This window comes from Pseudomonas sp. BAY1663 (assembly GCF_000582595.1).
Taxonomy (GTDB): Bacteria; Pseudomonadota; Gammaproteobacteria; order Pseudomonadales; family Pseudomonadaceae; genus Stutzerimonas; species Stutzerimonas stutzeri_AF.
On sequence record NZ_AZSV01000047.1, the window covers coordinates 1 to 26933 of the forward strand.

The 26933-nt window shown below is 62.3% G+C and carries 25 protein-coding genes and 2 pseudogenes; 21 read left to right on the top strand and 6 right to left on the bottom strand.

Translation table 11 applies throughout. From position 1 onward, the window contains the following. Nucleotides 1–79: 79 nt before the first annotated feature. From BAY1663_RS13910 to BAY1663_RS25345, 19 genes and pseudogenes are all read left to right on the top strand, one after another. The gene (locus BAY1663_RS13910; RefSeq protein ID WP_037041833.1) at nucleotides 80–1174 is read left to right on the top strand and encodes a Glu/Leu/Phe/Val dehydrogenase dimerization domain-containing protein; all 1095 of its coding nucleotides are present in this window, start codon (nucleotides 80–82) and stop codon (nucleotides 1172–1174) included. A 128-nt stretch (nucleotides 1175–1302) separates the two neighbouring features. Then, nucleotides 1303–1539, top strand: coding sequence for a hypothetical protein (locus BAY1663_RS23890; protein ID WP_128576296.1), 237 nt, complete (start codon nucleotides 1303–1305; stop codon nucleotides 1537–1539). Nucleotides 1540–1677: 138 nt separating this feature from the next. Then, entirely contained in the window at nucleotides 1678–2763 is a 1086-nt protein-coding gene (gene hppD, locus BAY1663_RS13915; RefSeq protein WP_037041835.1) for a 4-hydroxyphenylpyruvate dioxygenase, read from the top strand. Nucleotides 2764–2972: 209 nt separating this feature from the next. Further along, entirely contained in the window at nucleotides 2973–4112 is a 1140-nt protein-coding gene (locus BAY1663_RS13920; RefSeq protein WP_037041838.1) for a homogentisate 1,2-dioxygenase, read from the top strand. Continuing rightward, nucleotides 4112–5095, top strand: a complete 984-nt coding sequence (locus tag BAY1663_RS13925; protein WP_037041840.1) for a fumarylacetoacetate hydrolase family protein — start codon at nucleotides 4112–4114, stop codon at nucleotides 5093–5095. Before BAY1663_RS13920 ends, BAY1663_RS13925 begins: the two co-directional genes overlap by 1 nt. Further along, complete coding sequence (gene maiA / locus BAY1663_RS13930) at nucleotides 5085–5744, top strand: maleylacetoacetate isomerase (protein ID WP_037041843.1); 660 nt, start codon at nucleotides 5085–5087, stop codon at nucleotides 5742–5744. The genes BAY1663_RS13925 and maiA overlap by 11 nt, the downstream gene beginning before the upstream one ends. 81 nt (nucleotides 5745–5825) lie before the next feature. Further along, nucleotides 5826–7285 (top strand): annotated as a pseudogene (locus BAY1663_RS13935) (sodium-dependent transporter). Nucleotides 7286–7434: 149 nt separating this feature from the next. After that, nucleotides 7435–8118, top strand: a complete 684-nt coding sequence (locus BAY1663_RS13940) for a type 1 glutamine amidotransferase domain-containing protein (RefSeq protein ID WP_037041845.1) — start codon at nucleotides 7435–7437, stop codon at nucleotides 8116–8118. A gap of 99 nt (nucleotides 8119–8217) precedes the next feature. Beyond that, nucleotides 8218–9545 (top strand): annotated as a pseudogene (locus BAY1663_RS13945) (DEAD/DEAH box helicase). A 78-nt stretch (nucleotides 9546–9623) separates the two neighbouring features. Further along, nucleotides 9624–10244, top strand: coding sequence for a glutathione S-transferase family protein (locus BAY1663_RS13950; protein WP_037041847.1), 621 nt, complete (start codon nucleotides 9624–9626; stop codon nucleotides 10242–10244). A 668-nt stretch (nucleotides 10245–10912) separates the two neighbouring features. Next, nucleotides 10913–11188 (top strand): hypothetical protein, encoded by a 276-nt coding sequence (locus tag BAY1663_RS13955; RefSeq protein WP_037041850.1) that lies wholly within the window; start codon nucleotides 10913–10915, stop codon nucleotides 11186–11188. Between the two features lie 54 nt (nucleotides 11189–11242). Continuing rightward, a complete protein-coding gene (locus tag BAY1663_RS13960) occupies nucleotides 11243–11476 on the top strand; it encodes a LasR-specific antiactivator QslA (protein ID WP_177325808.1) in 234 nt (77 codons plus the stop codon). Nucleotides 11477–11706: 230 nt separating this feature from the next. Further along, on the top strand, nucleotides 11707–13284 hold the full coding sequence (locus tag BAY1663_RS13965) for a DUF2235 domain-containing protein (RefSeq protein ID WP_037041878.1): 1578 nt from the start codon (nucleotides 11707–11709) through the stop codon (nucleotides 13282–13284). Further along, entirely contained in the window at nucleotides 13259–13945 is a 687-nt protein-coding gene (locus BAY1663_RS13970; protein WP_051497147.1) for a DUF2931 family protein, read from the top strand. Before BAY1663_RS13965 ends, BAY1663_RS13970 begins: the two co-directional genes overlap by 26 nt. Nucleotides 13946–14037: 92 nt before the next feature. After that, complete coding sequence (locus tag BAY1663_RS23895; RefSeq protein ID WP_128576298.1) at nucleotides 14038–14688, top strand: DUF2931 family protein; 651 nt, start codon at nucleotides 14038–14040, stop codon at nucleotides 14686–14688. A 92-nt stretch (nucleotides 14689–14780) separates the two neighbouring features. Next, on the top strand, nucleotides 14781–15440 hold the full coding sequence (locus BAY1663_RS23900) for a DUF2931 family protein (RefSeq protein ID WP_128576300.1): 660 nt from the start codon (nucleotides 14781–14783) through the stop codon (nucleotides 15438–15440). Nucleotides 15441–15623: 183 nt separating this feature from the next. Continuing rightward, complete coding sequence (locus tag BAY1663_RS13975; protein ID WP_037041852.1) at nucleotides 15624–17687, top strand: ATP-dependent endonuclease; 2064 nt, start codon at nucleotides 15624–15626, stop codon at nucleotides 17685–17687. Continuing rightward, a complete protein-coding gene (locus BAY1663_RS25340; protein ID WP_256206776.1) occupies nucleotides 17684–18655 on the top strand; it encodes a UvrD-helicase domain-containing protein in 972 nt (323 codons plus the stop codon). The genes BAY1663_RS13975 and BAY1663_RS25340 overlap by 4 nt, the downstream gene beginning before the upstream one ends. A gap of 65 nt (nucleotides 18656–18720) precedes the next feature. After that, the gene (locus BAY1663_RS25345; protein ID WP_256206777.1) at nucleotides 18721–19665 is read left to right on the top strand and encodes a hypothetical protein; all 945 of its coding nucleotides are present in this window, start codon (nucleotides 18721–18723) and stop codon (nucleotides 19663–19665) included. A 165-nt stretch (nucleotides 19666–19830) separates the two neighbouring features. Here the strand turns inward: BAY1663_RS25345 and BAY1663_RS13985 are convergent, their stop codons facing one another. The 4 genes from BAY1663_RS13985 to BAY1663_RS13995 form a co-directional block, all read right to left on the bottom strand. Continuing rightward, entirely contained in the window at nucleotides 19831–20460 is a 630-nt protein-coding gene (locus BAY1663_RS13985; RefSeq protein WP_037041882.1) for an FMN-dependent NADH-azoreductase, read from the bottom strand. Between the two features lie 47 nt (nucleotides 20461–20507). Beyond that, nucleotides 20508–20993 carry a thioredoxin family protein gene (locus BAY1663_RS24810; RefSeq protein WP_218186675.1) on the bottom strand — a complete coding sequence of 162 codons (486 nt, stop codon included), beginning with the start codon at nucleotides 20991–20993 and terminating at the stop codon, nucleotides 20508–20510. After that, nucleotides 20966–22537, bottom strand: coding sequence for a protein-disulfide reductase DsbD domain-containing protein (locus tag BAY1663_RS13990; RefSeq protein ID WP_218186676.1), 1572 nt, complete (start codon nucleotides 22535–22537; stop codon nucleotides 20966–20968). The genes BAY1663_RS24810 and BAY1663_RS13990 overlap by 28 nt, the downstream gene beginning before the upstream one ends. 84 nt (nucleotides 22538–22621) lie before the next feature. Next, nucleotides 22622–23668, bottom strand: coding sequence for a TlpA disulfide reductase family protein (locus tag BAY1663_RS13995; RefSeq protein ID WP_256206778.1), 1047 nt, complete (start codon nucleotides 23666–23668; stop codon nucleotides 22622–22624). 162 nt (nucleotides 23669–23830) lie between these two features. On the opposite strand from BAY1663_RS13995, the gene BAY1663_RS25350 reads away from it, so the two are divergent. Further along, nucleotides 23831–24394, top strand: coding sequence for a GntR family transcriptional regulator (locus tag BAY1663_RS25350; RefSeq protein ID WP_256206780.1), 564 nt, complete (start codon nucleotides 23831–23833; stop codon nucleotides 24392–24394). Nucleotides 24395–24474: 80 nt separating this feature from the next. Then, a complete protein-coding gene (locus tag BAY1663_RS25355; RefSeq protein WP_256206781.1) occupies nucleotides 24475–25236 on the top strand; it encodes an aminotransferase class I/II-fold pyridoxal phosphate-dependent enzyme in 762 nt (253 codons plus the stop codon). 114 nt (nucleotides 25237–25350) lie between these two features. Here the strand turns inward: BAY1663_RS25355 and BAY1663_RS14005 are convergent, their stop codons facing one another. Beyond that, complete coding sequence (locus BAY1663_RS14005; protein WP_037041854.1) at nucleotides 25351–25938, bottom strand: LysE family translocator; 588 nt, start codon at nucleotides 25936–25938, stop codon at nucleotides 25351–25353. Nucleotides 25939–26057: 119 nt separating this feature from the next. After that, nucleotides 26058–26897, bottom strand: coding sequence for an AraC family transcriptional regulator (locus BAY1663_RS14010; protein ID WP_037041856.1), 840 nt, complete (start codon nucleotides 26895–26897; stop codon nucleotides 26058–26060). Between the last annotated feature and the right edge of the window lie 36 nt (nucleotides 26898–26933).

Consider the following 26933-nt stretch of genomic DNA (forward strand, 5'->3'; position numbering starts at 1 on the left):
TGCTTTTTAGCCACAACCGTTTTCAAAGGGGCCCGACAGCAAGGCCCTGAATCCAATAACAACGAACGAGGTAACCCAAATGTCCGTCTTCGCGCATCCCGACTTCGACCGCCACGAACAGGTGGTCTTCTGCCATGACCAGGCGTCGGGTCTGAAAGCCATCATCGCCATCCATGACACACGCCTGGGCCCGGCGCTGGGCGGCTGCCGGATGTTCCCCTACGCCAACGACGACGACGCCCTGCGCGATGTGCTGCGCCTGTCGCGCGGGATGACGCTGAAATCCTCGCTGGCCGGGCTCAAGCTCGGCGGCGGCAAGGCGGTGATCATCGGCGACCCGCATACCGGCAAGAACCAGGCGCTGCTGCACGCCATGGGCGACTTCGTCGACAGCCTCGGCGGGCGCTACATCACCGCCGCCGACTCCGGCACCGGCGATGCCGAAATGCAGGCCTTCGCCCAGCGCACCCGCCATGTGGTCGGCGCCACGCCGCGCACCCTGCTCGACGGCAGCGTCGCCAGCGGCGACCCGTCGCCGTCCACCGCCTACGGCGTCTTCGTCGGCCTCAAGGAAGCGGTGCGCCAGCGCCTCGGTCGCGACGAGCTGACCGGGCTGAAGGTGGCGATCCAGGGCGTCGGCCATGTCGGCCTGGGGCTGGCGCGGCACCTGAAGGCGGCTGGTGCCGAACTGTGGGTGGCGGACATCTTCGATGCCAACGTCAAGCAGGCGATGGACGAGCTGGGCGCCAACGTGGTGCGCCCGCAGGACATCTACGGTCTCGATGTGGACGTCTTCGCGCCCTGCGCCATGGGCGGCATCCTCAACGAGCAGACCCTGGACGTACTGCGCGCGCCGGTGATCGCCGGGGCGGCCAACAACCAGCTGGCCAGCGCCGAGATCGGCGTCGAACTGCAACGGCGCAACCAGCTCTACGCGCCGGACTACGCGATCAACGCCGGCGGCATCATCGACGTCTACTACCAGCGCAACGGCGGCGGCGCCGCGCAGATCGATGCCCATGTGAACGCCATCGCCAGCACGCTGCGCGAGATCTTCGAGCGGGCCGCCGCCAGCGGCGAATGCACCTCGGTGATCGCCGACCGCCTGGCGCTCGAGCGCTTGCAGGCCGGTGGCGCGCCGCAGGTCGCGACCCTCCAGCGGCAGGCTTCATGACGGCACATGGCCGGTCGCCCGAGCGCGCCGGTCTTCGCTGAGCGGGGCGGCGGGCGCTGATCGCCAGCGCCGCGCCCGCTCCGTTCGTTCGCACCATCCCTGACAAAAACAACAAGCAGGAATCCGCAATGACCGATAAAACCAGCCTCGCGGCCGGCACCTTCGCCGGCGCGCGCGCACGCCTCCAGGTCCACCCTGCGCCCGCTCCGTTCGGGCGTAGGGTGGAAAACGCGCAAAGCGCTTTTCCACCGTTCCACAGCATGTGCGGCACCAAGACTGCGGCAGCTTGTCGCACCGGATTGTCAGCTTTTCGTTACGCCTGGCAAGCCGCCGGGCCAGGTTTTCCGTCACTGACGGCACTGTAAGGAAATACTGACAGCCGACCCGCCAGCAGCAGCCTTCCGCGCTCGTAAAGCGGGATTGTCCACGGCCACCCGCTGGGGTGTGATGGGCCCAGCCAAGCCGTGCAACGGCAGTCCTCACAACAATAATCAGGAGGCGAAATGAACGCCGTGAACAAGATCGAGCAGCACAATCCCATCGGCACCGACGGCTTCGAGTTCGTCGAATTCACCGCGCCGAACGCCGAAGGCATCGAGCAGCTGCGCACGCTGTTCACCCAGATGGGTTTTACCGAAACTGCCAAGCACCGTTCCAAGGACGTCTGGCTGTTCCAGCAGCACGACATCAACATCGTGCTCAACGGCAGCCCCACCGGGCACGTCCACGAATTCGCCGAAAAGCACGGGCCGAGCGCCTGCGCCATGGCCTTCCGGGTGAAGAACGCCGCGCAGGCCGCTGCCTACGTCGAATCCCAGGGCGCCAAGCTGGTCGGCAGCCACGCCAACTTCGGCGAACTGAACATCCCCTGTGTCGAGGGCATCGGCGGCTCGCTGCTGTATCTCGTCGACCGCTATGGCGACAAGAGCATCTACGACGTCGACTTCGAGTTCATCGAGGGCCGTACGCCGAACGACAACGCCGTCGGCCTGATGAGCATCGACCACTTGACCCACAACGTGCGTCGCGGGCAGATGGACGTCTGGTCCGGTTTCTACGAGCGCATCGCCAACTTCCGCGAGATTCGCTATTTCGACATCGAGGGCAAGCTGACCGGCCTGTTCTCCCGTGCCATGACCGCGCCCTGCGGCAAGATCCGCATCCCGATCAATGAGTCGGCCGACGACAAGTCGCAGATCGAGGAATTCATCCGCGAGTACCACGGCGAGGGCATCCAGCACATCGCGCTGTCCACCGACGACATCTACGCCACCGTGCGCCAGCTGCGGGCCAACGGCGTGGACTTTATGACCACCCCGGACACCTATTACGAGAAGGTCGACAGCCGCGTGCCGGGGCATGGCGAGCCGCTCGACCAGCTGCGCGAGCTGAACCTGCTGATCGATGGTGCGCCGGGGGATGACGGCATCCTCCTGCAGATCTTCACCAACACGGTGATCGGTCCGATCTTCTTCGAAATCATCCAACGTAAGGGCAACCAGGGCTTCGGCGAAGGCAACTTCAAGGCGCTGTTCGAATCCATCGAGGAAGACCAGCTGCGCCGCGGCGTGATCAAGGCGGACGAGTAAGTCGGCGCCAGGACCAGGGTGGGTGTGGGTAGGGTGGATGTCGCGAAGCACATCCACGCGTATAGCGGGAACAACGGGCCCGCATGGGTCCGATCCGGTTCAGACGCGTGGAAGATGCTTCGCAGTCTTCCACCCTACGCGACACCTCCCTACGCACCGGCACCCACAGCTTCGCCATTGAGATCACGCGGTACCACGAGGAGAGGCACATGAGCCGCAAATGGATCAGTTTCCCCATCCGCGAGGGTGAGAGTTCGCGTCAGGCGCACTGCGATTTTCCGCAGGGCACCTACGAGCGCGAAATGGGCCGCGAAGGCTTCTTCGGCCCGGCTTCGCACCTGCATCACAGGCATCCGCCGACCGGCTGGATCGACTGGGAAGGCCCGCTGCGCCCGCACGCCTTCAACTTCAATCAGATCCCCAGCGAAGGCGACTGCCCGCTGCAGGCGCCGCTGGCGCTGCACAACGCCGACGTCAAGCTGCGCCTGTGGAAGACCAACGGCGCCATGCGCCATCTGGTGCGTAACGGCGACGGCGATGAACTGCTGTTCATCCACGAGGGCGCCGGGCATTTCTACTGCGACTTCGGCCACCTGGAATTTCGCGACGGCGACTACCTGATGATCCCGCGTGGCACCGCCTGGCGCATCGAGGCGACGCAGCCGGTGTTCATGCTCCTGATCGAGAACACCGACGGCGCCTACCAGCTGCCGGAAAAAGGCCTGGTCGGCCCGCACGCGATCTTCGACGCCGCGGTGCTCGACCATCCGCGCCTGGACGACGCCTTCCGCGCGCAGCAGGACGAGAGCCCCTGGCAGATCCGCATCAAGCGGCGCAACCAGATCACCACCGTGACCTACCCGTACAACCCGCTGGACGTGGTCGGCTGGCACGGCGACAACACCGTGGTAAGGCTCAACTGGCGCGACATCCGCCCGCTGATGAGCCATCGCTACCACTTGCCGCCATCTGCTCACACCACCTTCGTCGCCAACGGATTCGTGGTCTGCACCTTCACGCCGCGGCCGGTGGAATCCGACCCGGGTGCGCTGAAGGTGCCGTTCTTCCACAACAACGACGACTACGACGAAGTGCTGTTCTACCACCGCGGCAACTTCTTCAGCCGCGACAACATCGAACAGGGCATGGTGACCTTCCACCCCTGCGGCTTCCCTCACGGGCCGCATCCGAAGGCGCTGAAGAAGGCGCAGGACGACCCGGCGACCTTCGCCGACGAGGTGGCGGTGATGATCGACACCCGTCGCGCACTGGAAGTCGGCGAGGCCGCCGCTGCCGTCGATGTCCCCGAATACGTCAACTCCTGGCGCGCGCCGGGCAAGGAATCCTGATGAAACTCGCATCCCTCAACCAGGGCCGCGACGGCGTGCTCGTCGTCGTTTCCCGTGATCTCACCGAGGCGGTGACAGTGCCGAAGATCGCTGCCACGCTGCAGGCCGCGCTGGACGACTGGAACTACTGCAAGCCAAAGCTGGAGGCGGTCTACCAGCGTCTCAACGACGGGCTGGAGCAGGGCGCCTTCGCCTTCGAGCAGGCCGACTGCCACAGCCCGTTGCCGCGGGCCTATCACTGGGCCGACGGCAGCGCCTACGTCAACCACGTCGAGCTGGTGCGCAAGGCGCGCGGCGCCGAGATGCCGGAATCGTTCTGGCACGATCCGCTGATGTACCAGGGCGGCGCCGATGCCTTTATCCCGCCGCACAGCCCGATCCGCCTGGCCGACGAGGCCTGGGGCATCGACCTGGAAGGCGAGCTGGCGGTGATCACCGACGACGTGCCCATGGGCGCGACGCCGGCCCAGGCGGCTTCGCATATCCAGCTGCTGATGCTGGTCAACGACGTGTCGCTGCGCAACCTGATCCCCGGCGAGCTGGCCAAGGGCTTCGGCTTCTACCAGAGCAAGCCGTCGTCGAGCTTCTCGCCGGTGGCGGTGACGCCGGACGAGCTGGGCGAGAACTGGCGCGACGGCAAGGTGCACCGGCCGCTGGTCTCGCACATCAACGGTCAGCTGTTCGGCCAGCCGGATGCCGGCACCGACATGACCTTCAACTTCCCGACCCTGGTCGCCCACGCCGCGCGCACCCGTCCGCTGGGCGCCGGGACCATCATCGGCTCGGGCACGGTGTCGAACTACGATCGCAGTGCCGGCTCGTCCTGCCTGGCCGAGAAGCGCATGCTCGAGGTCATCGAGCACGGCGAGGCGAAGACGCCGTTCCTCAAGTTCGGCGACCGGGTGCGCATCGAGATGTTCGACGCCGCCGGGCAGAGCATCTTCGGCGCCATCGATCAGCAGGTCGAGCGCTATGAGCACTGAGCTGACGCTCTACGGCTACTGGCGCTCCAGTGCCGCCTACCGGGTGCGCATCGCGCTGAATCTGAAGGGCCTGGCCTACCGGCAGGTGCCGGTACATCTGGTGAAGGATGGCGGCCAGCAGCGTGCGGCCGACTACCGCGCCCTCAACCCGCAGCAGCTGGTGCCGTTGCTGGTCGATGAAGCCAACGGTGGCACGCGCATCAGCCAGTCGCTGGCGATCCTGGAGTACCTCGACGAGGTGTTTCCGGTGCCGGCCTTGTTGCCGGCCGATCCGGTCGAGCGCGCCCAGGTGCGCTCGCTGGCCATGCACATCGCCTGCGAGATCCATCCGCTGAACAACCTGCGCGTGCTGCAGTACCTCAGTGCCGAACTGGGCGTCGACGACGAGGCGAAGAACGCCTGGTACCGGCACTGGGTCGCGCAGGGACTGGCGGCGGTGGAGCAAGGGCTGGAAACCTTTGGTGACAAGCTTTCACTGACCAACCGGCCAGGTTACCTGGAGGCGTGCCTGGTTCCGCAGGTATACAATGCGCGCCGTTTTGCCTGTGACCTCGCGGCGTATCCACGCATTCTCGAGATCGTCGCACGCTGCGAGACGCTTCCGGCCTTCCAGCAGGCCGCGCCGGAGGTGCAGCCCGACGCTCAATGAACGACTGAATCCGCCTTGCACGCCGCCGCGCCCTGCGCGACGGTCCCGATCCCGTCACAGATAACAACAAACAGGTGACGTATGACTCGTGAAAAACCGAAGAACCTCTGGCTCTCGCGCTGGGGTTTCATCCTCGCGGCAACCGGCTCGGCCGTGGGCCTGGGCAACATCTGGAAATTCCCCTACATCACCGGTGAATTCGGCGGTGGTGCCTTCGTATTGATGTACCTGCTGTGCATCCTCGCCATCGGCGTGCCGGTGATGATGTGCGAGATCGCCATTGGCCGCCGCGGCCGTGGCAGCCCGATCGACGCCATCGGTCGGGTGGTCCGCGAGAACAATGGCAATCCGTTGTGGAAGGCGGTGGGTGGCATGGCCATGACGGCCGGTTTCCTGATCCTCTGCTTCTATGTCGTGGTCGCCGGCTGGGCCTTCGCCTACACGCTGAAGATGCTCGACGGCTCGTTGGCCGCCACCAGCGTCGAGGCGCTGGGCGGGGTATTCGAGGCACACAACGCCAACCCCTGGGAACTCGGTGGCTGGAGCCTGCTGGTCGCGCTGCTGACGTTGTGGATCGTCGCCAAAGGCGTGCAGAAGGGCATCGAGAACGCCGTGCGCTGGATGATGCCGGGCCTGGCGGTGCTGCTGCTGATCCTCGTCGGCTATGCGGTAACCAGTGGCGGTTTCGATCAGGCTTCGCCTTCCTGTTCAGCTTCGATACCTCGAAGATCACCGGCGAGGCGCTGCTGGCCGCGCTCGGCCACGCCTTCTTCACCCTCAGCCTGGCGTCCGGCGCGATCCTCACCTACGGCTCGTATATTCCGGATGACCAGTCCATCGCCCGCACCACCTTCATGGTCGCCATCGCCGATACCTGCGTGGCGCTGCTGGCGGGCCTGGCGATCTTCCCGATCATCTTCGCCAACGGCATGGACCCGACCGCCGGCCCTGGCCTGATTTTCATGAGCCTGCCGCTGGCCTTCCAGCAGATGCCGTTCGGTACCGCCTTCGGCGTGCTGTTCTTCGCCATGGTCTCGATCGCCGCGCTGACCTCGGCGATCTCCATGATCGAGGCCACCGTCGCCTACCTCAACGAGAAGCACGGCATCTCGCGGATGAAGGCGGCCATCGGTTCCGGCGCGGTGCTGCTGGTGATCAGCCTGCTGGCGATGCTCTCGTTCAACCTGCTGTCGGGCTGGACGCCGATGGGCAAGAACTTCTTCGACTGGCTGGATTACCTGACCTCGCGCTGGATGATGCCGCTGGGCGGGATCTTCACCGTGCTGCTGGCGGGCTACGCGCTGCGCAGCGAGATCATGCGCGACGAACTGGCCCTGCCGCCGCTGGGCTACGCGCTGTGGCTGTTCATGGTGCGCTACGTCTGCCCGGTGCTGATCCTGATGGTGTTCCTGCATGCCCTCGGCTGGCTGGGTTTCGACCCGTTGGCGCGCTGGTACTGGATCGCCGGCGTGATCGGCGTGCTCACCATCGCCGGCGAGCTGCTGCGGCCGCGGGTGGTGCCGGCACTGGCCGGGCGCTGAGCCGGGCCGCTGCGCACCTGATGTGCGGTGGTTGGAAAAGGGGCGCTGCGGCGCCCTTTTTTTTTCATGGGCGCGAGGCGGCAACGGAGCATTGTTCGCCGTGCGGGAGTCTGAACTTGTTCAGGTTGCGCATCGACAAGGGAGGCTCCATGAAGATTCTTATCGTGCTCACGTCCCACGACCGGCTGGGCGATACCGGCAAGCCGACCGGCTTCTGGCTGGAGGAATTCGCCGCGCCGTACTACGTCTTTCGCGATGCCGGCGCGCAGGTCGTGCTGGCCTCGCCGCTGGGCGGCGAGCCGCCGCTCGATCCCAAGAGCGACGAGCCCGACGCCCAGACCGAGGCGACCCAACGCTTCAACGGCGATGGTGAGGCGCAAACCCTGCTGGCCAACACCTACCGGCTGGATCAAGTCTCGGTGGAAGACTTCGATGCGCTGTTCTTTCCCGGTGGCCACGGGCCGCTGTGGGATCTGGTCGAAAACCCGACCTCGATCGCGCTGATCGAATCCTTCGTCCGGGCCGGCAAGCCGGTGGCCGCGGTCTGCCACGCACCGGCGGCGCTGACCGAGGTGCGCGGCAAGGATGGCCAGTACCTGGTCAAGGGCAAGCGCGTCACCGGCTTCACCAATGGCGAGGAAGCGGCGGTGGAGCTGAGCGAGGTGGTGCCGTTCCTGTTGGAGGACCGCCTGCAGGCGCGTGGCGGCCTCTACAGCAAGGGCGCCGACTGGGAGCCCCACGTCCAGGTCGACGGTTTGCTGGTGACCGGGCAGAACCCGGCTTCGTCCGAACCGGCCGCGCGGGCGCTGCTCGAACTGCTGCGCGGCGACTGACGCGCCGTTCCGGCCGCGTTGTGCTTGCCTAGGGTGCAGCGCGGCCAGCTGCTAGACTTCGCGGTTTTCATCCCGCCGAACCGGCGCTGCGAGCCTGCCATGACCTTCGCCTCCCTGGGCCTGATCGAACCGCTGCTGCGGACCCTGGACACCCTCGACTACCGCACGCCGACGCCGGTCCAGGCCGAGGCCATTCCCGCCGTGCTCAAGGGCCGCGACCTGATGGCGGCGGCGCAGACCGGCACCGGCAAGACCGCCGGCTTCGCCCTGCCGCTGTTGCAGCGCCTGAGCATGGAAGGCGCCAAGGTGGCGAGCAATTCGGTGCGCGCGCTGGTGCTGGTGCCGACCCGCGAGCTGGCCGAACAGGTCCACGAGAGCTTTCGCGCCTACGGGCAGAACCTGCCGCTGCGCACCTACGCGGTGTACGGCGGGGTCAGCATCAACCCGCAGATGATGGCGCTGCGCAAGGGCATCGACGTCTTGGTGGCCACCCCCGGCCGGCTGCTCGATCTGTACCGGCAGAACGCCGTGGGCTTCGCCCAGTTGCAGGCGCTGGTGCTGGACGAGGCCGACCGCATGCTCGACCTCGCTTCGCCGACGAGCTGGAGCAGTTGTTCTGCGCGTTGCCGAAAAAGCGCCAGACCCTGCTGTTCTCCGCGACCTTCTCCGACGCCATCCGCCAGATGGCCCGCGCGCTGCTGCGCGACCCGCTGTCCATCGAAGTCAGCCCGCGCAACGCTGCGGCGAAGACGGTCAAGCAGTGGCTGGTGCCGGTGGACAAGAAGCGCAAGGGCGAGCTGTTCCTGCACCTGCTGGCGGAACGGCGCTGGGGCCAGGTGCTGGTATTCGTCAAGACGCGCAAGGGCGTCGACCAACTGGTGGACGAGCTGCAGGCGCAGGGCATCGCCAGCGACGCGATCCACGGCGACAAGCCGCAGGCCTCGCGCCTGCGCGCGCTGGAGCGCTTCAAGGCCGGCGAGGTGCGCATCCTGGTGGCCACCGACGTGGCCGCGCGCGGGCTGGACATCCACGACCTGCCGCAGGTGGTCAACTTCGACCTGCCCACCGTCGCCGAGGACTACGTGCACCGCATCGGCCGCACCGGCCGCGCCGGCGCCACGGGCGAGGCGATCTCGCTGGTCAGCGCCGACGAGGTCGACCAGCTCGCCGCCATCGAGACGCTGATCAAGCAGGTGCTGCCGCGCCACGACGAACCGGGTTTCGTGCCCGATCATCGCGTGCCGACCACCACCCTCGGCGGGCAGATCGTCAAGAAGCCCAAGAAACCGAAAAAGCCCAAGGAGGTGCCCGGCAAGGGCAAGATCCACCTCGGCAACTGGTTCGACGAGAACGAAAAGCCCAACGCCCGGCCGATCCGCAAGGTGCCGAGCCTGGGTGGGGCGAAGCCGGCGAAGAAGAAGCGCTGAACGACCAATCGCCGGGCTGGCACTAACGCACGTTCTGCGGCTAGGGTTCATGTTCGACTGGATGGATAGGGTGATCGCATGTTGAAGCTCTGGGGCCGAACCAATTCGACCAACGTGAAGAAGGCGCTCTGGTGCCTGGAAGAGCTTGGCCTTTCCTATACCCGCATCGATGCCGGCGGCGCCTTCGGCGTCGTTGGCGACGCGGAGTATGTCGCCAAGAACCCGAACCGCCTGGTGCCCTGCCTGGAAGACGGCGAGCTGGTGCTCTGGGAATCCAACGCCATCGTCCGCTACCTGGCGGCACAATATGGCGAGCCGGCGCTGTGGAACGCCGACCCGCGCCAGCGGGCCGAGGCGGACAAGTGGATGGACTGGGTGACCTCGTCCCTGGCGGCACCGTTCCGGGTGGTGTTCTGGAACATCGTGCGCACCGCGCCCGAGCAGCGCGACATGGCCGCGGTCACGGCCGCGCTGCAGGAGTGCGGCGATCTGCTCGCCATCGCCGACGCCGCCCTGGCCGGGCAGCCGTACCTGTCCGGTGCCGACTTCGGCATGGGCGACATTCCGCTCGGCTGCTTCGCCTACGCCTGGTTCGAATTGCCCATCGAGCGCCCCGACCATCCACACCTGCGCGCGTGGTACCAGCGCCTACGGCAGCGCACCGCCTACCAGCGCGCCGTGATGACGCCGCTGACCTGACGGCACACGCATCGGCCGCAGGGTGAAAAACGGCGCAGCCTTTTCCACCGGGCGGATCGCCAGACCACTCGTTTGGCCGTAGCGGTTCCGTTTCCTCCGGGCGAATGCCCCGGTTTGCCGTACTCCGCAACGAGCCGGTGAACACGCCCACCCCTGCGGGTAATGCTGTTCACTTAACGACTGAAGCTGGATGTTGGATCTGTAGGAGCGGGCCACGCCCGCGATTCGCGTGCATGGCGCGCTCCTACAAGTACTCTCCGTGCTTATCTGAACAGCTTACATCCCTGCGGGGCCATGTCTGATTGGTCTTGCCCGTTGCGGCTCGCCGGGCTAGAGTGCGCCGGTCACGGTCAATCCCGTGGCCGGGCGTGACAACCCGACTCAACCAAGGCGCGGTAGCGCCATAGCTGAATAGCCGGCGCTTTTTTTGTGCCCGGCTATCGCATTTCTATGGTGGGCCGTGCGGGGCAGGCTTCGGCCTGGCCGGCGTCCTTGGTTGCCGGTTTGTCACCCCCGTACGGTCCGCCACCCAAACCGCGTGACAACGGCGGGTGACGGCTCCTTAATCAAGCCAAGGAGCATAAGGAAAATGCGCTATCCACCTTTTACCCAAGGGCTCCACCTTGGGCGCTTCATCTTGTCGTATACCTCCGTTCTGGAGGTGCGCCATGGCTAAAACCACCTCCACGGTGATTCCCTTCCCCAAGCGTGTCGACCCCCTTACCTGCCTGGATCCCTCCGCCTGCTATTTCCAGATTGCGGCCGAGTTGCGGGTAGCGATGCTGCACAGGCTGTTCTCCCTGTTGGCGCGTTCGGCAGCATCCAGCTCCGACGAAGAGTCGCTGCGAGAGACGTGCAGCCACGCCCGAGAACTGCTCAACGATGTGGTGGTGCTGTACCGCAGCTCGTTGGCACAGGCAGCAGGGAGGGAAGAGGATGAATAAACCCAGCACCAGCTACCTGCCGGGCCACGATGGCCACCGCGGCGCGGTGATCAAGTGGCCGGTGAACTGCCATCAGCCTTCGACAAGGGCGTGGCCAGCGCCCAGGCCTGGCTGGGCAACGACGACAGCGGCTGGCTGTGGGCCGGCCTGATCCTCGAGCGCGACGCGCTACCCACCGGAGCCCAGCGCCGTGCCTTCGAGATCGGCTTTCTCTGCCGGGTACACCAGCGCCTGTGCTCGCCTTCTGGCGGCAACCACCAGGCCAGGAAGACCTGCCTGAAACTCTGAGCCCGTGGCATAAGCCATATGCCAGATGCCTACCCGATCTGCGCAAGTTGTTGCGCAGATCGGGCTTTTACTGCGAATTGGCACATGGATCGGATACTTCCGATTGCGCCTGGCCGAACGCTTACGGCAAGGTTCCAGCCTTGGAGCTGGGCTTACGCCAGACGCATAGGATCAGCAAGGATCAAGGAATGAGTGGAAAAAGCGATTGGGAAAAAGCCTGCGATCACGTAATGCCGCATGTATGTCGGCCTGCCTTGCCCAACCCTCCCCGTGAGAGACGGTCCACCGCAAAACGCAGCGGTGAGCAGCAACCGCTGGTGAACATCCATCGGGAACGCTGGGAGGCATACGAAAAATACGGCAGGGAGCCATCACCAACGCCCAGCAAGACCCGGGTCGCCTTGCGTATCGGCGTGTTCTTCGACGGCACCGGCAACAATGCCAGCAATACGGCCACCGGCCTGCTCTGTGGCGCCCAGCATCCGATCGCTCCGGCGGACCTGGATGCCAGTTGCAAACCCTATATGTCCGACCCGGACAGCAGCTATGGCAACGATGTCACCAACGTGCATAGGCTGTGGTTTCTCTATCATGAGTCGCGGGTCCCGGAAGGGGATGGCGAGCAGAAACAGGCCTTTCTCAAGGTCTATATCGACGGCATCGGCACCTCGGCGGGTGAGCAGGACAGCCTTGTCGGTTCAGGGCTTGGCCGCGGCGAGACGGGGATAGCCGAACGGGTATACAAGGCTTTCAGCTCAATTAAACGCAGCACTGGCCTTTTCCTCAGAGAAAATCCCGATATCGAAATCTCTCATCTGACCTTCGATACCTTCGGCTTCAGCCGGGGGGCGGCGGCGGCGCGGCATTTTGCCAATGGGGTCGTACAGGGCAAGCATGGGCCGCTGAGGGACATGCTACTTAGCAATGAAAAGGCGTTCAGTCCTTTCTTCATTGACCAGTACCAGCGCGATATCAACATGGGCTTTATCGGGTTGTTCGACACCGTGGCATCCGTTGCCGGGCTGACCAACCTGGGCAATGTGCGCAGCTCGGTGGTGCCGGGACTCAGGCTGTATCTGCCACGCAAGTATTTCTCCTCCGTGGTGCATCTGGTAGCGCGCGACGAGTATCGCGCCAACTTCGCCCTGAGCCGGGTCAAGCCCGACCATTCGGAAATCACCCTGCCCGGTGCTCACTCGGATATCGGCGGCGGCTATCTGCCCGAAGCGGAGGAATGCCTGTTGATCAGCCCGATGCAGGCACTGGATGTTGCGCTGCATATCGATGTGACGAACACGTCCATCTACCGCGACGCCGAACAGGCGCGGGCTCAATGGCTCGCCAAGGGCTGGCCCGCCGAAATGCTGGAAATCATTACCCCTGAGCCGAAACTGCTACCCGCCAATCAGGACCGCAATGCCCCGAGGCAAAAGCGGGTATATGCGGCATTGCAACTCAAGCGGCCGGTACGTGGCGAGCTGTCGCGAGTGTATCTGCGGGTGATGTATGAGTTGGCTAAGCAGAAGGGCGTGCGCTTTGACGAGATTCCGGACAAATCCGAATACAAGTTACCAACAGAGCTTCAGACCTTATGCGACAGATTCGTTGCCGGCGACTACAGCACCACGCCGGCCGATGATGTGCTGCTCAAACTGAAGTACATCCATGTATCGGCCCACTGGAACCCGCCTGCAAGGCTGCAAGGCAATACACCGCGCACCGGTGGCAAATTGAAATTCATCAATGCCCCTACGGCGGATGCACAGCGCGTGCAACATTCTCATGTACCGGAGTGGACGTTACGATGATGCGAATTCTAGGAGCCTGCTGGGCATTTTGTTACTGAGTGGCTGCCAAGCCATTGATCCATTGTCGGGCGAGCGAGACCCGCACTCGCCGTGGTGGAACATCAGCTTTCGCGAGCCCGCCTATATGACGGTGTGGGTGGAAACCGTCGAGGTGGAAGATATCCATGGCAGGCTATTCCGCCGTGTAAGCGGTGGCACTGCTCCGAGCGCCAATGGCACTCCAGAAAAGGAAGAAGGATTGGCGGAGGGGTGGGGAGGGTTCGCGGGGATTGGCAAAGCGGTCGTTGGTGCTGATTTACCCAAACGTATCTTCGTGCGCTGGCAATCCATCGTGGAACCGCAAACCTACCGGGTCTGGGTAGACATACCGGACGATGCCCGGCAGATCATGCGCACATCGACCGTACGGCGCTGTCCGGAAACCCCAGACGACGCCGCTTCCTATATGGCGCTTATGCACTTGGGGCTGGCGCCGGGTGGGATCGTGCAAGTTTGGGTGCGGGATAGTTGCAACAACGCCATCAAAGTCGCCCGTATCCAAGCCGAGGTGGAGCCGCTTGGACCTGACCAAGGCAATAACGGAGGCCGCTACGCTTACAAGGTCAGCGAAAAATCCAGACGTTATATCGAGCGTTTCGGCATCCCTTATGGAAGTTGGTAGCCGCTCTTGTGGCAAGTTGAAATTCATCAATGTCCATATGGTGAGTGCACAGCACATACATACTTCATGTACCGAACTGAACATTACTAGAGATGCGAATTCTAGGAGCCCTGCTGGGCATTTTGTTGAGTGGCTGCCAGTCCATGGACCCGTTGTCGGGCGAGCGAGACCCGCACTCGCCGTGGTGGAGTCTCGACTTTTCAGGGCCGCCATACATGGTGGGCTGGGTCGAGCACAGCGCAGTGCTAGATATTAATGAACAGCTAATTCAACACGGCAGCGGAGGTGCTGTCGGTATGGCAGAGCCTGAGGATGGTACCGAGTCCGCGCGTGGCTGGGCTGGGCCCGGCGGGAATATCCGGGCTGTGGTTGGTGCCGATCTACCCAAACGTATCTTCGTGCGTTGGCAGTCGGTGGTGGAACCGCAAACCTATCGAGTCTGGATTGAAATACCGGAAGAAGCCCGGCAGATCATGCGCAGATCAACCGCTCGACGCTGCCCAGAACAGCCTGAAAGCGATTCATCCTATATGGAGACAGTAGGCTTAGGCCTTGCTCCCGGCGGTATTGTGCAAGTCTGGGTGCGTGACGAATGTCATCGTCCGATCAAAGTCGCTCGAGCCCAGGCCGAGGTGGAGCCGTTGGGACCTCATCTAGGTAAATCCGGGGGGCACTACTACCCGCAATCCGAAAAATCCAAACGCTACATCGAGCGTTTCGGCATCCCTTATGGAAGTTGGTAGCCGCTCTTGTGGCAAGTTGAAATTCATCAATGCCCATACGGTGGGTGCACAGCACGTACATACTTCATGTACCGAACTGAACATTACTAGAGATGCGAATTCTAGGAGCCCTGCTGGGCATTTTGTTACTGAGTGGCTGCCAAGCCATTGATCCATTGTCGGGTGAGCGAGACCCGCACTCGCCGTGGTGGAACATCAGCTTTCGCGAGCCCGCCTATATGACGGTGTGGGTGGAAACCGTCGAGGTGGAAGATATCCATGGCAGGCTATTCCGCCGTGTAAGCGGTGGCACTGCTCCGAGCGCCAATGGCACCCCGGAAAAGGAAGAAGGGTTGGCGGGGGGGTGGGGAGGGTCAGCGGGGATTGGCAAAGCGGTCGTTGGTGCTGATTTACCCAAACGTGTCTTTGTGCGCTGGCAATCCATCGTGGAACCGCAAACCTACCGGGTCTGGGTAGACATACCGGACGATGCCCGGCAGATCATGCATACATCGACCGTACGGCGCTGTCCGGAAACCCCAGACTATCCCGCTTCTTACATGGCGCTTATGCACTTGGACCTGGCGCCGGGTGGGATCGTACAAGTTTGGGTGCGGGATAGTTGCAACAACGCCGTCAAAGTTGCCCGTGCCCAGGCTGAGGTGGAACCGTTGGGGCCTCATCTAGGTAAATCCGGTGGACACTACTACCCGCAATCCGAAAAATCCAAACGCTACATCGAGCGTTTCGGCATTCCTTATGGAAGTTGGTAGGCAGCACAGTAACCCTCATGGCAGTGGCAGCTTTCGGCCAGGAGCGGACAGTCATCCCAGGGGATTGGTTTCGCCTGCGAAATCATGCCATATAGCTACCTTTCATCAGGGATGAGTACTGCGTTGGCGGAAACGGCCAAGATAGGCGTCCCTGCCTCGTCATGAGTAACAGGGAGCCTAATCGTGTATCTATCCGTCTTAAAACTAGAAAATTTCCGCCAGTTTGGCCAGGCTAACTGTGGCTTGGAAGTCACCTTCAACCCAGGTGTTACCGCGTTGGTCGGGGAAAATGACGCAGGTAAAACAGCCGTCATCGATGCGATCCGGTATGTACTGCAAACCCGTGATGCCGAATACCTGAAGCTTCAACTCCAAGACTTCCATATCGATGACAGCGGAGCTCAGGCCAGCACCATCACGCTGAGGTGCACATTAGATGGTTTGAGTAAGGCCGAACTGGGAGCGTTCGCGGAGTATGTCACCTACAAAAACGGCGTAGGTCGTCTACACATCCATTGGTCAGCCACGCGTGTCCAAGGCTCAACTCTAACCCGTAGATGGGTGGATATTTCAGTGCGTTCTGGTGAGAATGGGGAAGGGCCGTCCCTGGATGCAGGGGCCCGTCTTCTGCTCGCCACTGCGTACTTGAAACCATTACGTGATGCAGAGCGCGAGATGTCGCCAGGCCGAAATTCCCGGCTCTCTCAGGTCTTGAGCAGCTTCCCAAGCATCGATGTCGGAAGCGCTTTCGATACCGCGACCCCGCCTGCTAGCCTCGTCGATGCGGAAGCGTTGAGCATTGCTGGCATGGGCGACTACATGCGCTATCTGGTGAGAAAGCACAGCGCTATCGTCAGTGCTGAACATGCCATTAACCAGAACTACCTGGCCCCGCTTTCTCTTGTGGGGCAGCCCCTGACAAGCCGTATCAGTTTCGGCGAAGGGGGTACCGAGGATGCGAGGCTCAAACAGATCCTTGAGCGCTTGGAGCTCGGGTTGCTTGATCACGGTTCGGGCGAGTCCCGGGGCGTTTATGGTTTGGGCTCAAACAACGTACTGTTTATGGCCTGCGAGCTCCTCCTGCTTGGAAAGGAGCCAGACGGCCTGCCGCTTCTATTGGTAGAAGAGCCTGAGGCTCACCTGCACCCGCAGCGGCAACTGCAGCTCATGGAGTTTCTTGAGAAGGCCGCGAAACCTGCGGACGGTTTGAGACCGGTTCAGGTGATTCTGACCACTCACAGCCCGAATCTGAGCTCAAAGATTCCGATCCAGAATCTTGTTCTCATGCATCGAGGGCGCGCGTTCTCGCTGGCTGAAGATCAGACCTGCTTGGGCGCCGATGACTATCGATTCCTCAGCCGCTTCCTGGACGTCACGAAGGCAGGATTGTTCTTCGCCAAAGGACTATTAGTGGTGGAGGGCGATGCTGAGGCGATCCTGCTGCCAGCCCTTGCGCGTAGGCTTGGAAAAGACCTGACCAAGCATGGTGTGTCGGTGATCAATGTGGGCGGCGTGGGGTTGCGTCGCTACTCCAAGATCATGCAGCGCCGAGATACGAGCAAGGGTGAAATCTCCATTCCTACGGCCTGCATTACCGACATGGATGTCATGCCTGACTGCGCGCCTGAGATTCACGATTTAGTAACGGGGCCAACAGATCCCAAGTGGAACAGTACTACCCGTCGCTGGAAGGCTGTGCGAGATTTCGGCGCGACTGCTGCAGAGCAAAAAGCCGGTATGGCTGAGCACCGCCAGAAGCGGATGGCAAGCGACGGGCAGTGCGTTCGAACCTTCGTTGCTGACCACTGGACACTCGAATATGACCTGGCCTTTTCCGGTCTTGCGCGGGAAGTGCACGCAGCGGCTTACCTCGCGATCAACGAGGAAAAGGTTGATCAGGGAAAGGTGACTAGAGCAGCTCTTTTGGGTGACGCTGAAACCGCATTCCAGGCCATCGAGACAGCCCACTCCACCAAGGAGGCTAGGTGTTCCGCTGTCTACAAGCTGGTCAAGAAAGCCTCCAAAACCATCACTGCCCAGCACCTGATCGACCTGATAGAAGAGCGTTTCGAGGCTAATAAGCTAGATGCGGCAACTCTGCGTGGCTCGCTATCTAAATCTGTGATTCACGCGATTGAATACGCCACCAGTGGCTCAGCTGTACCGCCGACGGGGTCTACGCTCACACCGGTTGCAATGGGCACGGTAGCCGGCACCTCAGCGGCTGTTGAGGAGAGCGAGGAATGAACCTGGCCCAGCTCATCGATCCGATAACCGATGGCGATGTGGAGTGGGTCACCAAACTCATGAAGCTGGAGGCGTTGGACGAGCCTCGACGTAGCTTCCTGAAATCCATGAGCACACTAGACGTCTCTGCTTGCCCTGGTAGCGGCAAGACCACGTTGGTGGTGGCCAAGCTGGCTATCCTCGCTCGTCATTGGAAGAGTCGAACTCAGGGTATCTGTGTTCTTTCACATACCAACGCAGCTCGGGAGGAAATTGAGCATCGCTTGGGAGGCTCGGAGATTGGGCAGCGTCTGCTTCGCTACCCACATTACATCGATACCATCCATGGCTTCACTGGGCGATTCCTTGCTTCACCATGGCTGCGTTCGAAGGGCATTCCACTCACTGCCATCGACGATGAACTTACGCATGCCGCCCGCCGGAAAGCACTAAAACCCTGGGAATACGCGGGCATGAAGAGAACGTTCGAATCGGCGTTCATCAAAGTGGAAAGTTTGCGCTTAAAAACTGTCGATTTCGACAACCCGCTAACCGGTTGGAGTCTGAAATTCGGGTCTCATACGGACACCTACATAAATGCCTGCAAAGCGATGGCTCATGCAGCGAAGACAGGGCATTTTTGCTTCGATGAAGTGTTCGTCTTGGCTAATGCTCTGCTGGTTGACGAGCCTGAGGTAGCGAGCGCTTTGCGAGCGCGCTTTCCCTGCGTTTTGGTCGATGAGATGCAAGATACGCGGTATGAGCAGGCCAACATCTTGAGCAAGGTTTTCCCGCGTCAGGATCCAGATGTTTGTGTCATCAGGGTTGGGGATCCCAACCAGGAAATCTTCGAATTGGAGGCGGAGCTACCAGAGCCGTTCCCTGATCAATCGAGCACCATGGAAATCGCTAGTAGCTTCCGTTTCAATCAGTCGATCGCGTCCATCGCCAATCCCTTTGCCTACCTGCCAATCACTGGCGGCTGGTAGGGATACGGCAGAGTGGTGCAAACCAGCTTGCTCCCAACACCATCATCGTCTTCCCTGATGGCGACGTGAGCAATGTCCTGGATGCCTATGGGCAGCTGTTGATCCAGCACCTACCTGCAGATGTCCGGACATCAGGTGTCTATGCGGTTGGAGCGGTACATCGACTGGAGAATGACAAGCCAGAGCACTTCCCCAAAGCGGTTGAGCATTACTGGGCTCCGTATCAGTCAGAGGTTAATAAGCCTTCGTTCAAGCCGCGTACGTTTTCAGAGGGTGTGCATATCGCTCGTCGCTATGTTGCTAGGGATGCAACTGCGGCTCTAGGCGTGGAACTGATAGCGTCCTGCCTGTTAACCCTGGTGCGCCTGGCGTTTCCCAGGGACGCGATTGTGGCAAGGTCTCGCAGTCATCAATGCGTCGAACAGCATCTTGCCGGTCGTGCTGGAGTGGTCGCCGCTTATCGCGGATGGCTCGAACGGCTGTTGTTCAGCCCCGCTGATATTACCCAGGCGGAATGGGATGCAACGGTTGCCTCAGGCTTGATGGATCTTGCTGCGGATTTGGTCTTTTCTGATCAACTGCAGGCAGCAGCGGATGCTGAAGCCTATCTCGCCTGGTCAACTGCCCCTCTAGTAGAAGACCCAGGTGACAACGGTGGTGCGCTTCTCAACACATACAGGTTTGAGGTCGGTTCTGAGAACGTCAATATACGGTTGTCTTCGATTCACGCCGAGAAGGGTAAAACGCATGCTGCGACCCTGATTCTGGAAACGTACAACCGAACTCACTTCGTCAACAAGCTCTTGCCGTGGCTCGAAGGCAGAGCCTCAGCTGCTAAGCGTCCGAACGAGGTCGCAAAGAAGAGCATGATGCTCATGTACGTAGGGATGACCAGGCCGACCCACATGCTCTGTCTGGCCATGCGAAAAAGCACGATGGGTGAGGGTAAAGCCGAGACCAAGAGGAGGGCAGCACTGCAGCAGGCAGGCTGGGCAATTATCGACATTTGATACGAACACGTGGTGCGCCGTTTAGATCAGTGAATCTCCCCTAGTTTCCTAAACACTCGACGACCGCTTTTGGCCGCAAGCAGACGCTCACCATGGCAAGCTGATCCAGTAGATGAGGGAATCTGAAGCGGCACGCGCAACTGGTGACGGCAAATAGCTATGTGCTTAAAGCATCAGCGCATCGATACGTGAATTCGCCCGTTCGACGGATTCGTCGAATTGATCGCCACCGATGGCCGTGTATTCCAGGCTTACCGTCGTCACGTCGTGAATGCCCAGCATGGCCAGTACTGCGGTCAGGTAGGGTTCCTGGAAGTTCATGTGCGCGTAGGCTCCGCCTTCCTCATAACCATGACCGCCCCGCACAAGCAGCAGGTACGCTTTCTTGTCATGCAGTAGGCCGGCGTAGGGGCTGCCAGGTGTGCCGGGCACCAGGCGGGTCGTCACTCCTATTCGGATGACCTGGTCGATGTAGGCTTTCAGCGTACTGGGCACCGACAGGTTGTGCATGGGGCAACCGATCACAATCTGTGTGGCTTGCTTCAGCTCGCTCACCAGCTCGTCGCTGAGCGCCAGGGTATCTTTGTGTTGATGGTCCCGGGCCTCAGGCGGGGTGAAAGCGGCCTGGACCCAGCGCTCATCGACGTGTGGAATCGGCTGGTTACCCAACTCGCGGTAGACGATCTCGCCACTCGGGTATCGAAGGCGCCAGAGATGCACGAAGCGTTCTGTCATTTGCCGACTGTAGGACGCGCTGCCCTGTGGGCTGGTGTGGATGACGAGCAATTGCTCCATGAACAACCCCTTCGTATGTTTTCGACAATTAGCGTTGCTCCAGCAATTTACCGTTGTACCTGTTCGAGCAGCGAGCCCGGTCCGAGGATCTGGGGCAGCAGCCGCGGTTCGGCTTCACCCGCTCCGTACCACAGGTATAGCGGGACGCCTGAGCGGCCGTGGCGTTCGAGGAACGAGGTGATGACTGGATCGCCATTGGTCCAATCGCCCCGCATCACTTCAACCCCGGCAGCGGCAAAAGCCTGTGCGGTCGCGTCACGGTTGATGGCGACTTGCTCGTTCACCTTGCAGGTAATGCACCAGTCAGCCGTGAAGTAAACGAACACCGGTACCTTGTCAGCGCGTAGTTGGGCCAGCCGCTGCTCGTCGAACGCGTGCCGCTGCACGTCCAATGCCGGTGTGGCTGGCCCGGATACCTGGCTCCAGCCCAAGCCGAACGCAAGAATCAGTGCAAGCGCGGCGGGTAACCAGGCGTTGCGTTTCTGTTTCTGCTGCTCCAGGCCGGTCAGCCAGAGCCCGAGTGCAAGCAGCATGGCGCAGCCAGGGATGCGACCAGCGCATTGGCCGGGACCTGATGACCGAGTACCCATAGGAGGGCGAGTGCGGTCAGGAACATCGGCACCGCGAGGAGGCGGCGTAAGGTTTCCATCCAGGGTCCGGGCCTGGGCAGGCGCCGTTGCAGCGAGGGGATGAACCCCAACATCAAGAAGGGAAGCGCGATCCCCAGGCCAAGCCCGGCGAAGACCAGCATGGCTGCGGCAGTCGGTAGAACCAGCGCAGCGCCCAGGGCTGCTGCCATGAACGGTCCGGAGCAAGGCGTGGCGATGAAGGCAGCGAGCGCGCCGGTCCAGAACGCGCCACTGGCGCCGCTTTGGTGGGTTAGCTTGGCGCCGGCATTGATCGCTGACAGCTCGAACAACCCAGCCAGATTGAAAGCGATGGCCGTGGTAAGCAACATCAGGCTCAGAATCACGGCTGAGTTCTGCAACTGGAACGCCCAGCCGACTTGGGCGCCGGCGGCACGCAGAACGAGCAAAACGGCGCCCAGCAAGATGCACACAAGCACCACGCCGCTGGTGTAGGCCACAGCGTCGCGACGCGCGATGGCCGGGCTGATGCCGGAGCGGGCCAGGCTCATGGCTTTGAGGCTCAGGATAGGAAAGACGCACGGCATCAGGTTCAGCAACAGCCCGCCCGCAATCGCCCCGGCCAGCGCAAGCAGGATGGTGCTCAAGCCGCTGCCGGTCGCGCTTGCCGGGCCGCCGCGCCTCACGTCTATATCCAAGCCAAGGCTGTCGCTCAGTTTCAGCGTGGCCAAGAAAGCATCGGGTACTTGATCACCCGCGCGAGTTTCCAGAATCAGCTCATCGTCGTGTCGCTCGACGCGTTGGGGGGCGACATTGTCGATAGCCCCCCGGGTTGCGGAAAACAGATGGGGATTGTGGATCGATACGCTGGCCGGTAGGGGCACGCGCAGGCGTAGGAGATCGCCATCCACGCTGAAACTGGCCGGCGCGGCCAGCGGCCTGGGCAGCGCCTGACGCCAACTGGCGAAGCGAGCTGCAACGTCCGGAGACTGGCGGCCGTCACCAACGTGCAAGGTTGTCTCCAATGAGGCGCGCTCAGGGACGCAGGCGTCATACCGGCAGGCCAGATATTGCATATCCACACGGATTGGCAATGCGGTCCCGTCCGGCAGGCCGTCGTCGAGCGTCAGGTCTACAAGCAGTGCGTAGGGATGCTCGTAGACATGGTTCATCAGGCCTTCGATCAGCAGCGTTTGCGGCAACGGATAAGCGGGATCACCCACCGTTACGCCGTCCGGCAGATGCCAGGTAAACCTGGCAGGGAGCCCGACATCGCCCGGTTGCTTCCAGTAGCCGTGCCACTCGCCCTGCGGCTCCATGAGGATGGCCAATGTGGTGGTCGATCCAGATGAAGGCGCTTCGGTTGCAGCGATCAGCGATGAGGCGATCAACACATCGTCAGGACCGGGCATCTCGGCTGCCCAGCCAGTCAGATTGATAACGCACAGACAAAAGCAGAGCAGGAGCCTTTTTAGCGATAGCAGTGGCATGCGGTTCCTGATGAACGTATCGAGTGGATAACAGAGAGAGGAGGCGTCAGGGCGCCTCCTCCCGTAACCGCGGGGCGAAACCGGTCAATGCAGCGCCTTGACTGCCTCTACGAGCGTGCTGTCCCGCGGCTTGAGGATATTGGCGACACGGCCTTGCGCATCCAGGAGAACGACCGTCGGAATGTCCCGAATGGCGAAGGCACGAAACAGCTCGTCCTGCTCGTCGAGCGCTAGCGGCAGGGCTGTGGGCGTGGTGTTCTTGTAGTCCTGCAAGTCGCTGGCCGAGACCCATAAGCCTGAAGAAACGCCCAGCCACTCCACGTCGCCCTGGCCCATCAGGCTGTCCACATCCTTACGTACGCGTAGGCAAGCCTGGGACGTCTCTGGCCGACTTTGCTCGAGATAGGACTCGCACCAGGGCGCGAAGAACACCAGCGCGCGCGGCTTGTCGCCCTTGCCCAGTTGCACCTGACGGCCGTCCAGGGTCTCGATGTTCAGGTCGGTCACGGTGTCGCCCACGGCGAACTGCGGCGTCTCGGGCGCTGCGTTGGCCTGCGAGCGACTGGTGGAGGCCGTTTGCTCTGATACTGCACGCTCCAGCGCGGCATGCAGCGCCTGGTCATCGAGGTGACCGATGTGGGATATCCGCCCATCTCGGCCGATCACCACATGCTGGGGGGTTACCCGCAGGTTGAGGTCCGCCGCCAGGCTTCCGTCATCGATCACGATCGGCATGGTCAACTCATGTTCCTTGCGGTATGCACGGATCGATTCGATGTCGTCGCTGAAGCCAGTATTTACCGCAATGACCTGCACCTTGTCGCCCATCGTCTGTTGCAATTGCTCGAAGCCGGGCATCTGCTGGCGGCAGGGCACGCACCATGTGGCCCAGAACTTCAAATAAACCGGCTTGTTACCGTACAGCTCAGCCAGCTCGATCTTCTTTCCATCGATGGTTTCCAGCACGGCAGCCGGCCCGGGCTGCCCGATCAGCGAAGCGCCGGCGGTGCGCGCCCGCCGTTCGCCCTCGTCGTCAAGACTGTCATCGGCGTGAGCCACAAGGAGCGCGCTACCGAGCAGGAGCGGTGCCGCGAATTGCTTGATGAATGAACGGAGAGATGGTGATCGCAAGGGGGACTCCTGGACCCTGGTGGGTTTGAAATGGATCGCTGCGATTCATCATATTGGTTAAAGGTTCAATAAAAAGGACCATGAATAGCAAATCTGACTGTACCATCGGTGCGCCTGATGTCGATTTCGTCTGCTTCGTCAACGCCAGCGAGTGAGGGCTGCATGGAAGATTTGCGTATTGAACTCAACCGGGAGGCGGGGCTTTCGCTGGTCGAGCAGATCGTTGAAGCCATTGGCAGATCGATCGGCGAGGGGCACCTGTATGCGGGGGCTCGCCTGCCGTCCTGGCGAGACCTCAGCGTTCAGCTGGGCGTCGCTCGTGGCACCGTACGGGCGGCTTATGAGCGACTGATCGACAGGCAGTTGATCGTTTCCCGCGGCGCTGCGGGTACCTTTGTCGCGCAGCCGTTGCCCGCGGCCCGACCGACTGACGCCAGCAGTCTGCGCTCGCCATTGCCGGACTTCTATCAGCATCCATTCAGCAACGCGCCCATGGTGTTTCAGGCGGGCATTCCCGCACAGGATGTTTTTCCCTACAAGGTGTGGTCACGCATCGCCGCGGGCGCTGCCCGCCAGGCTGCAATGGCACCGGTCAGCTACCCGGACCCTCGCGGAGAGCCCACTTTGCGGAGCGAGATCGCCGCCTATCTTGCAGTAGCGCGAGGCCTCATCTGTGCGCCAGAGCAGGTCATTATCACCTCCGGCTACTCCGGTGGCCTTGGCTGATCCTGCATGCGCTCGGCTTGCGAGGGGCGACGGCATGGATGGAGGATCCTGGCTATCCAATGACGCGAACGGCGCTTTCAATGGCCGGGATTGAATCGGTACCGGTCAATGTTGATGCACACGGACTGGACGTCGAAGCGGGCATCCAACGTGCGCCGGGTGCGGCCTTGGCAGTCGTCACCGCAGGACAGCAGGCCCCCCTGGGAGTAACGTTGTCCTTGGCACGGCGCCTTCGCCTGCTGGAATGGGCGAATGAGAACGGTAGCTGGATCATCGAAGATGATTACCTGAGCGAGCTTCAACTTGCCGGCCGGGCGGCGCCTGCGCTTGCTTCCCAAGATCGTTCAGGCCGGGTCATTCACATCGGCACGTTCAGCAAGACCATCAATCCGGGCCTGCGCCTGGGGTTTGTCGTGGCGCCGACAGCCCTTTCCAATCGGATCGCTGACACAGCGGCCGCGCTGGCACCCGCTGCGTCGCTCGCCAGCCAATGGGCGCTCGCGGAGTTCATGCGCAAGGGTCACTACCTGCGCCACCTGCGCAGAATGAAACGCACCTATAGTGCCCGGTTGGCCGCCCTGCAGCGGGCCTTGAGCTTGCCAGCCACGACCGAGGCGATGGCGGGGCTGGCCTTGCTGCTGCCCTTGCCGCAAGGTACGGACGACGTTGGCATCAGCCAACAGGCATTGGCAGTCGGGCTTGCACCCTTGCCGTTATCCATCTGGTACGCCGACGTTACACAGGCCCAAAGCGGCTTGCTTCTGGGCGTCACCAACGTTCCAGACGAAGGCGTCGAGGATTGCTGCAGACGCCTGGTTGAGCTCACCCAAGCGCTTATGTGAGAATCGAAAAAGGCCTTCAATACGACGCGCATGAGCGGCAGTTTCTGGCGAAAGCAGCCATCTTTCTAGCCCTCTCTTCAGCGCGGCCTTTCCCTCTTTCATACCCGCCGTGCCTCACAGACTCATCACCGCCGAAACCACCAGCAGCAGCGCCATGGCCTCGTTGAACAGTCGCATGCGTGCGCCAGAATGCAGCAGCTTAGCCGCGCCCAGTCCGAGCACTGCCCAGGTGGCCAGGCAGGGTAGGGCGATCAGGAAGAACAGCAGGGCATGGAGCAGGTAGCGGCCGGCATCCGCATTGGCGCCCGCGAACACGCTGACTACCGCGAACGCCATCATCCAGGTTTTCGGGTTGACCAGTTGCAGGCCGGCGGCGCCGAGTGCGCCGAGTCGTCGGCTGGTCGCGGGTGCCAGGAGTGGGTCCGCCGGGCTGGTCGCGATCTGCCAGGCCAGGTAGAGCAGCCAGCCCAGGCCGAGCCAGGCCATCGACTGTTGCAGCTGCGGATGGCGCAGCAGCCATTCGCCGGCGCCGAGACCCACCAGCAGCACGATGGCGGCTGCGGCCGAGCCCGCGCCGAGGATGATCGGCACGGCGGCGATCACCCCGAAGCGCGAGCTGTTGCTCAGCACCAGGATATTGGTCGGCCCCGGTGTGATGGACGCGACGAAGGCGAACAGTGCGAATGGCAGCCACTGGCTCATCGTGCACTCCTCGTCGTGGTGTGCGAGGCGAAGGGCTGATCGAGAGGGGTTGCGGTGGTGGTGCTGGGCATGGGCAGGACTCGTTCGTGGCTGACGAGCGATTGTTGCCCTGGCTCCTTTCAAGCGTCTGGAAGATTCGAGCAGCGCCTGCGGTAATGCGCCGGTGTCAGCCCGTAGGCACGCCGGAACCAGCGGCCCAGATGGCTCTGGTCGGCGAAGCCGAGCGTCATGGCGACCTGTGCTGGCGGCTGTCCGGCTGCCAGCAGTTGCCGGGCCTTGGCCAGGCGAAGCTGGACCAGGTAGGCATGCGGCGCGAGGCCGAAGGCCGCCTTGAAGGCCCGTGACAAGCGAAAGCGGTCCACGCCGGTCACCGCTGCCAGATCGTCCAGCCCCAGGTCCTGATCCGCATGCGCATGCAGGTAATCCCGCGCCCGCAGCGCCACCATCGGCAACCGGGGATCGGATACGTCGCGGGGGCGCCAGGACAGATGCCGCGCCAGCGTGCCCAGTAGCGCATCCAGCGCCGCTTGCCGCACGATGCGCAGCTCCCTGCCCTGCAACGCCTGAAAGGCATCGGCGATGACCGCCACCAGTGCCGGCTCGCTCGCCAGCGTCTTGGCGAACGCCGGCTGGCACTGGTTCGGCGCATCCTCGAACAAGGCCCGCAGCTCGCGCTCGATCCACTGCGGGTCCAGATACAGCATCGAATAGGTGAAGCCGCCCTGGGCCGGGGCGTGGCCGTCATGGATCTCGCCGGGCTCGAGCAGGAACACCTGCCCCGGCGTGCTGCTGTGCAGTTCCCGGCGGCAGTGGAACTGTTGGATGCCTTGCTCGGTGAAGCCGATCAGGTAGCTTTCGTGAAAGTGCGGGTCGTAGGCGTGGCCTTCGAAATGGGCACGGATCGTCTCGATGCCGGTCTCGGCATCCTTCTTCAGATCGATCCAGTCATGCGTACCCATGGCGGCTCCGGAAACGCGCGGCGTGCTTGGGAAGGT

Coding starts and splice junctions, on each gene's coding strand:
- BAY1663_RS13910 (WP_037041833.1), top strand. CDS start 80: ATGTCCGTCTTCGCGCATCCCGACTTCGACCGCCACGAACAGGTGGTC.
- BAY1663_RS23890 (WP_128576296.1), top strand. CDS start 1,303: ATGACCGATAAAACCAGCCTCGCGGCCGGCACCTTCGCCGGCGCGCGC.
- hppD (WP_037041835.1), top strand. CDS start 1,678: ATGAACGCCGTGAACAAGATCGAGCAGCACAATCCCATCGGCACCGAC.
- BAY1663_RS13920 (WP_037041838.1), top strand. CDS start 2,973: ATGAGCCGCAAATGGATCAGTTTCCCCATCCGCGAGGGTGAGAGTTCG.
- BAY1663_RS13925 (WP_037041840.1), top strand. CDS start 4,112: ATGAAACTCGCATCCCTCAACCAGGGCCGCGACGGCGTGCTCGTCGTC.
- maiA (WP_037041843.1), top strand. CDS start 5,085: ATGAGCACTGAGCTGACGCTCTACGGCTACTGGCGCTCCAGTGCCGCC.
- BAY1663_RS13940 (WP_037041845.1), top strand. CDS start 7,435: ATGAAGATTCTTATCGTGCTCACGTCCCACGACCGGCTGGGCGATACC.
- BAY1663_RS13950 (WP_037041847.1), top strand. CDS start 9,624: ATGTTGAAGCTCTGGGGCCGAACCAATTCGACCAACGTGAAGAAGGCG.
- BAY1663_RS13955 (WP_037041850.1), top strand. CDS start 10,913: ATGGCTAAAACCACCTCCACGGTGATTCCCTTCCCCAAGCGTGTCGAC.
- BAY1663_RS13965 (WP_037041878.1), top strand. CDS start 11,707: ATGCCGCATGTATGTCGGCCTGCCTTGCCCAACCCTCCCCGTGAGAGA.
- BAY1663_RS13970 (WP_051497147.1), top strand. CDS start 13,259: ATGTACCGGAGTGGACGTTACGATGATGCGAATTCTAGGAGCCTGCTG.
- BAY1663_RS23895 (WP_128576298.1), top strand. CDS start 14,038: ATGCGAATTCTAGGAGCCCTGCTGGGCATTTTGTTGAGTGGCTGCCAG.
- BAY1663_RS23900 (WP_128576300.1), top strand. CDS start 14,781: ATGCGAATTCTAGGAGCCCTGCTGGGCATTTTGTTACTGAGTGGCTGC.
- BAY1663_RS25340 (WP_256206776.1), top strand. CDS start 17,684: ATGAACCTGGCCCAGCTCATCGATCCGATAACCGATGGCGATGTGGAG.
- BAY1663_RS13985 (WP_037041882.1), bottom strand. CDS start 20,460: ATGGAGCAATTGCTCGTCATCCACACCAGCCCACAGGGCAGCGCGTCC.
- BAY1663_RS24810 (WP_218186675.1), bottom strand. CDS start 20,993: ATGCTGCTTGCACTCGGGCTCTGGCTGACCGGCCTGGAGCAGCAGAAA.
- BAY1663_RS13990 (WP_218186676.1), bottom strand. CDS start 22,537: ATGCCACTGCTATCGCTAAAAAGGCTCCTGCTCTGCTTTTGTCTGTGC.
- BAY1663_RS25350 (WP_256206780.1), top strand. CDS start 23,831: ATGGAAGATTTGCGTATTGAACTCAACCGGGAGGCGGGGCTTTCGCTG.
- BAY1663_RS25355 (WP_256206781.1), top strand. CDS start 24,475: ATGGCCGGGATTGAATCGGTACCGGTCAATGTTGATGCACACGGACTG.
- BAY1663_RS14005 (WP_037041854.1), bottom strand. CDS start 25,938: ATGAGCCAGTGGCTGCCATTCGCACTGTTCGCCTTCGTCGCGTCCATC.
- BAY1663_RS14010 (WP_037041856.1), bottom strand. CDS start 26,897: ATGGGTACGCATGACTGGATCGATCTGAAGAAGGATGCCGAGACCGGC.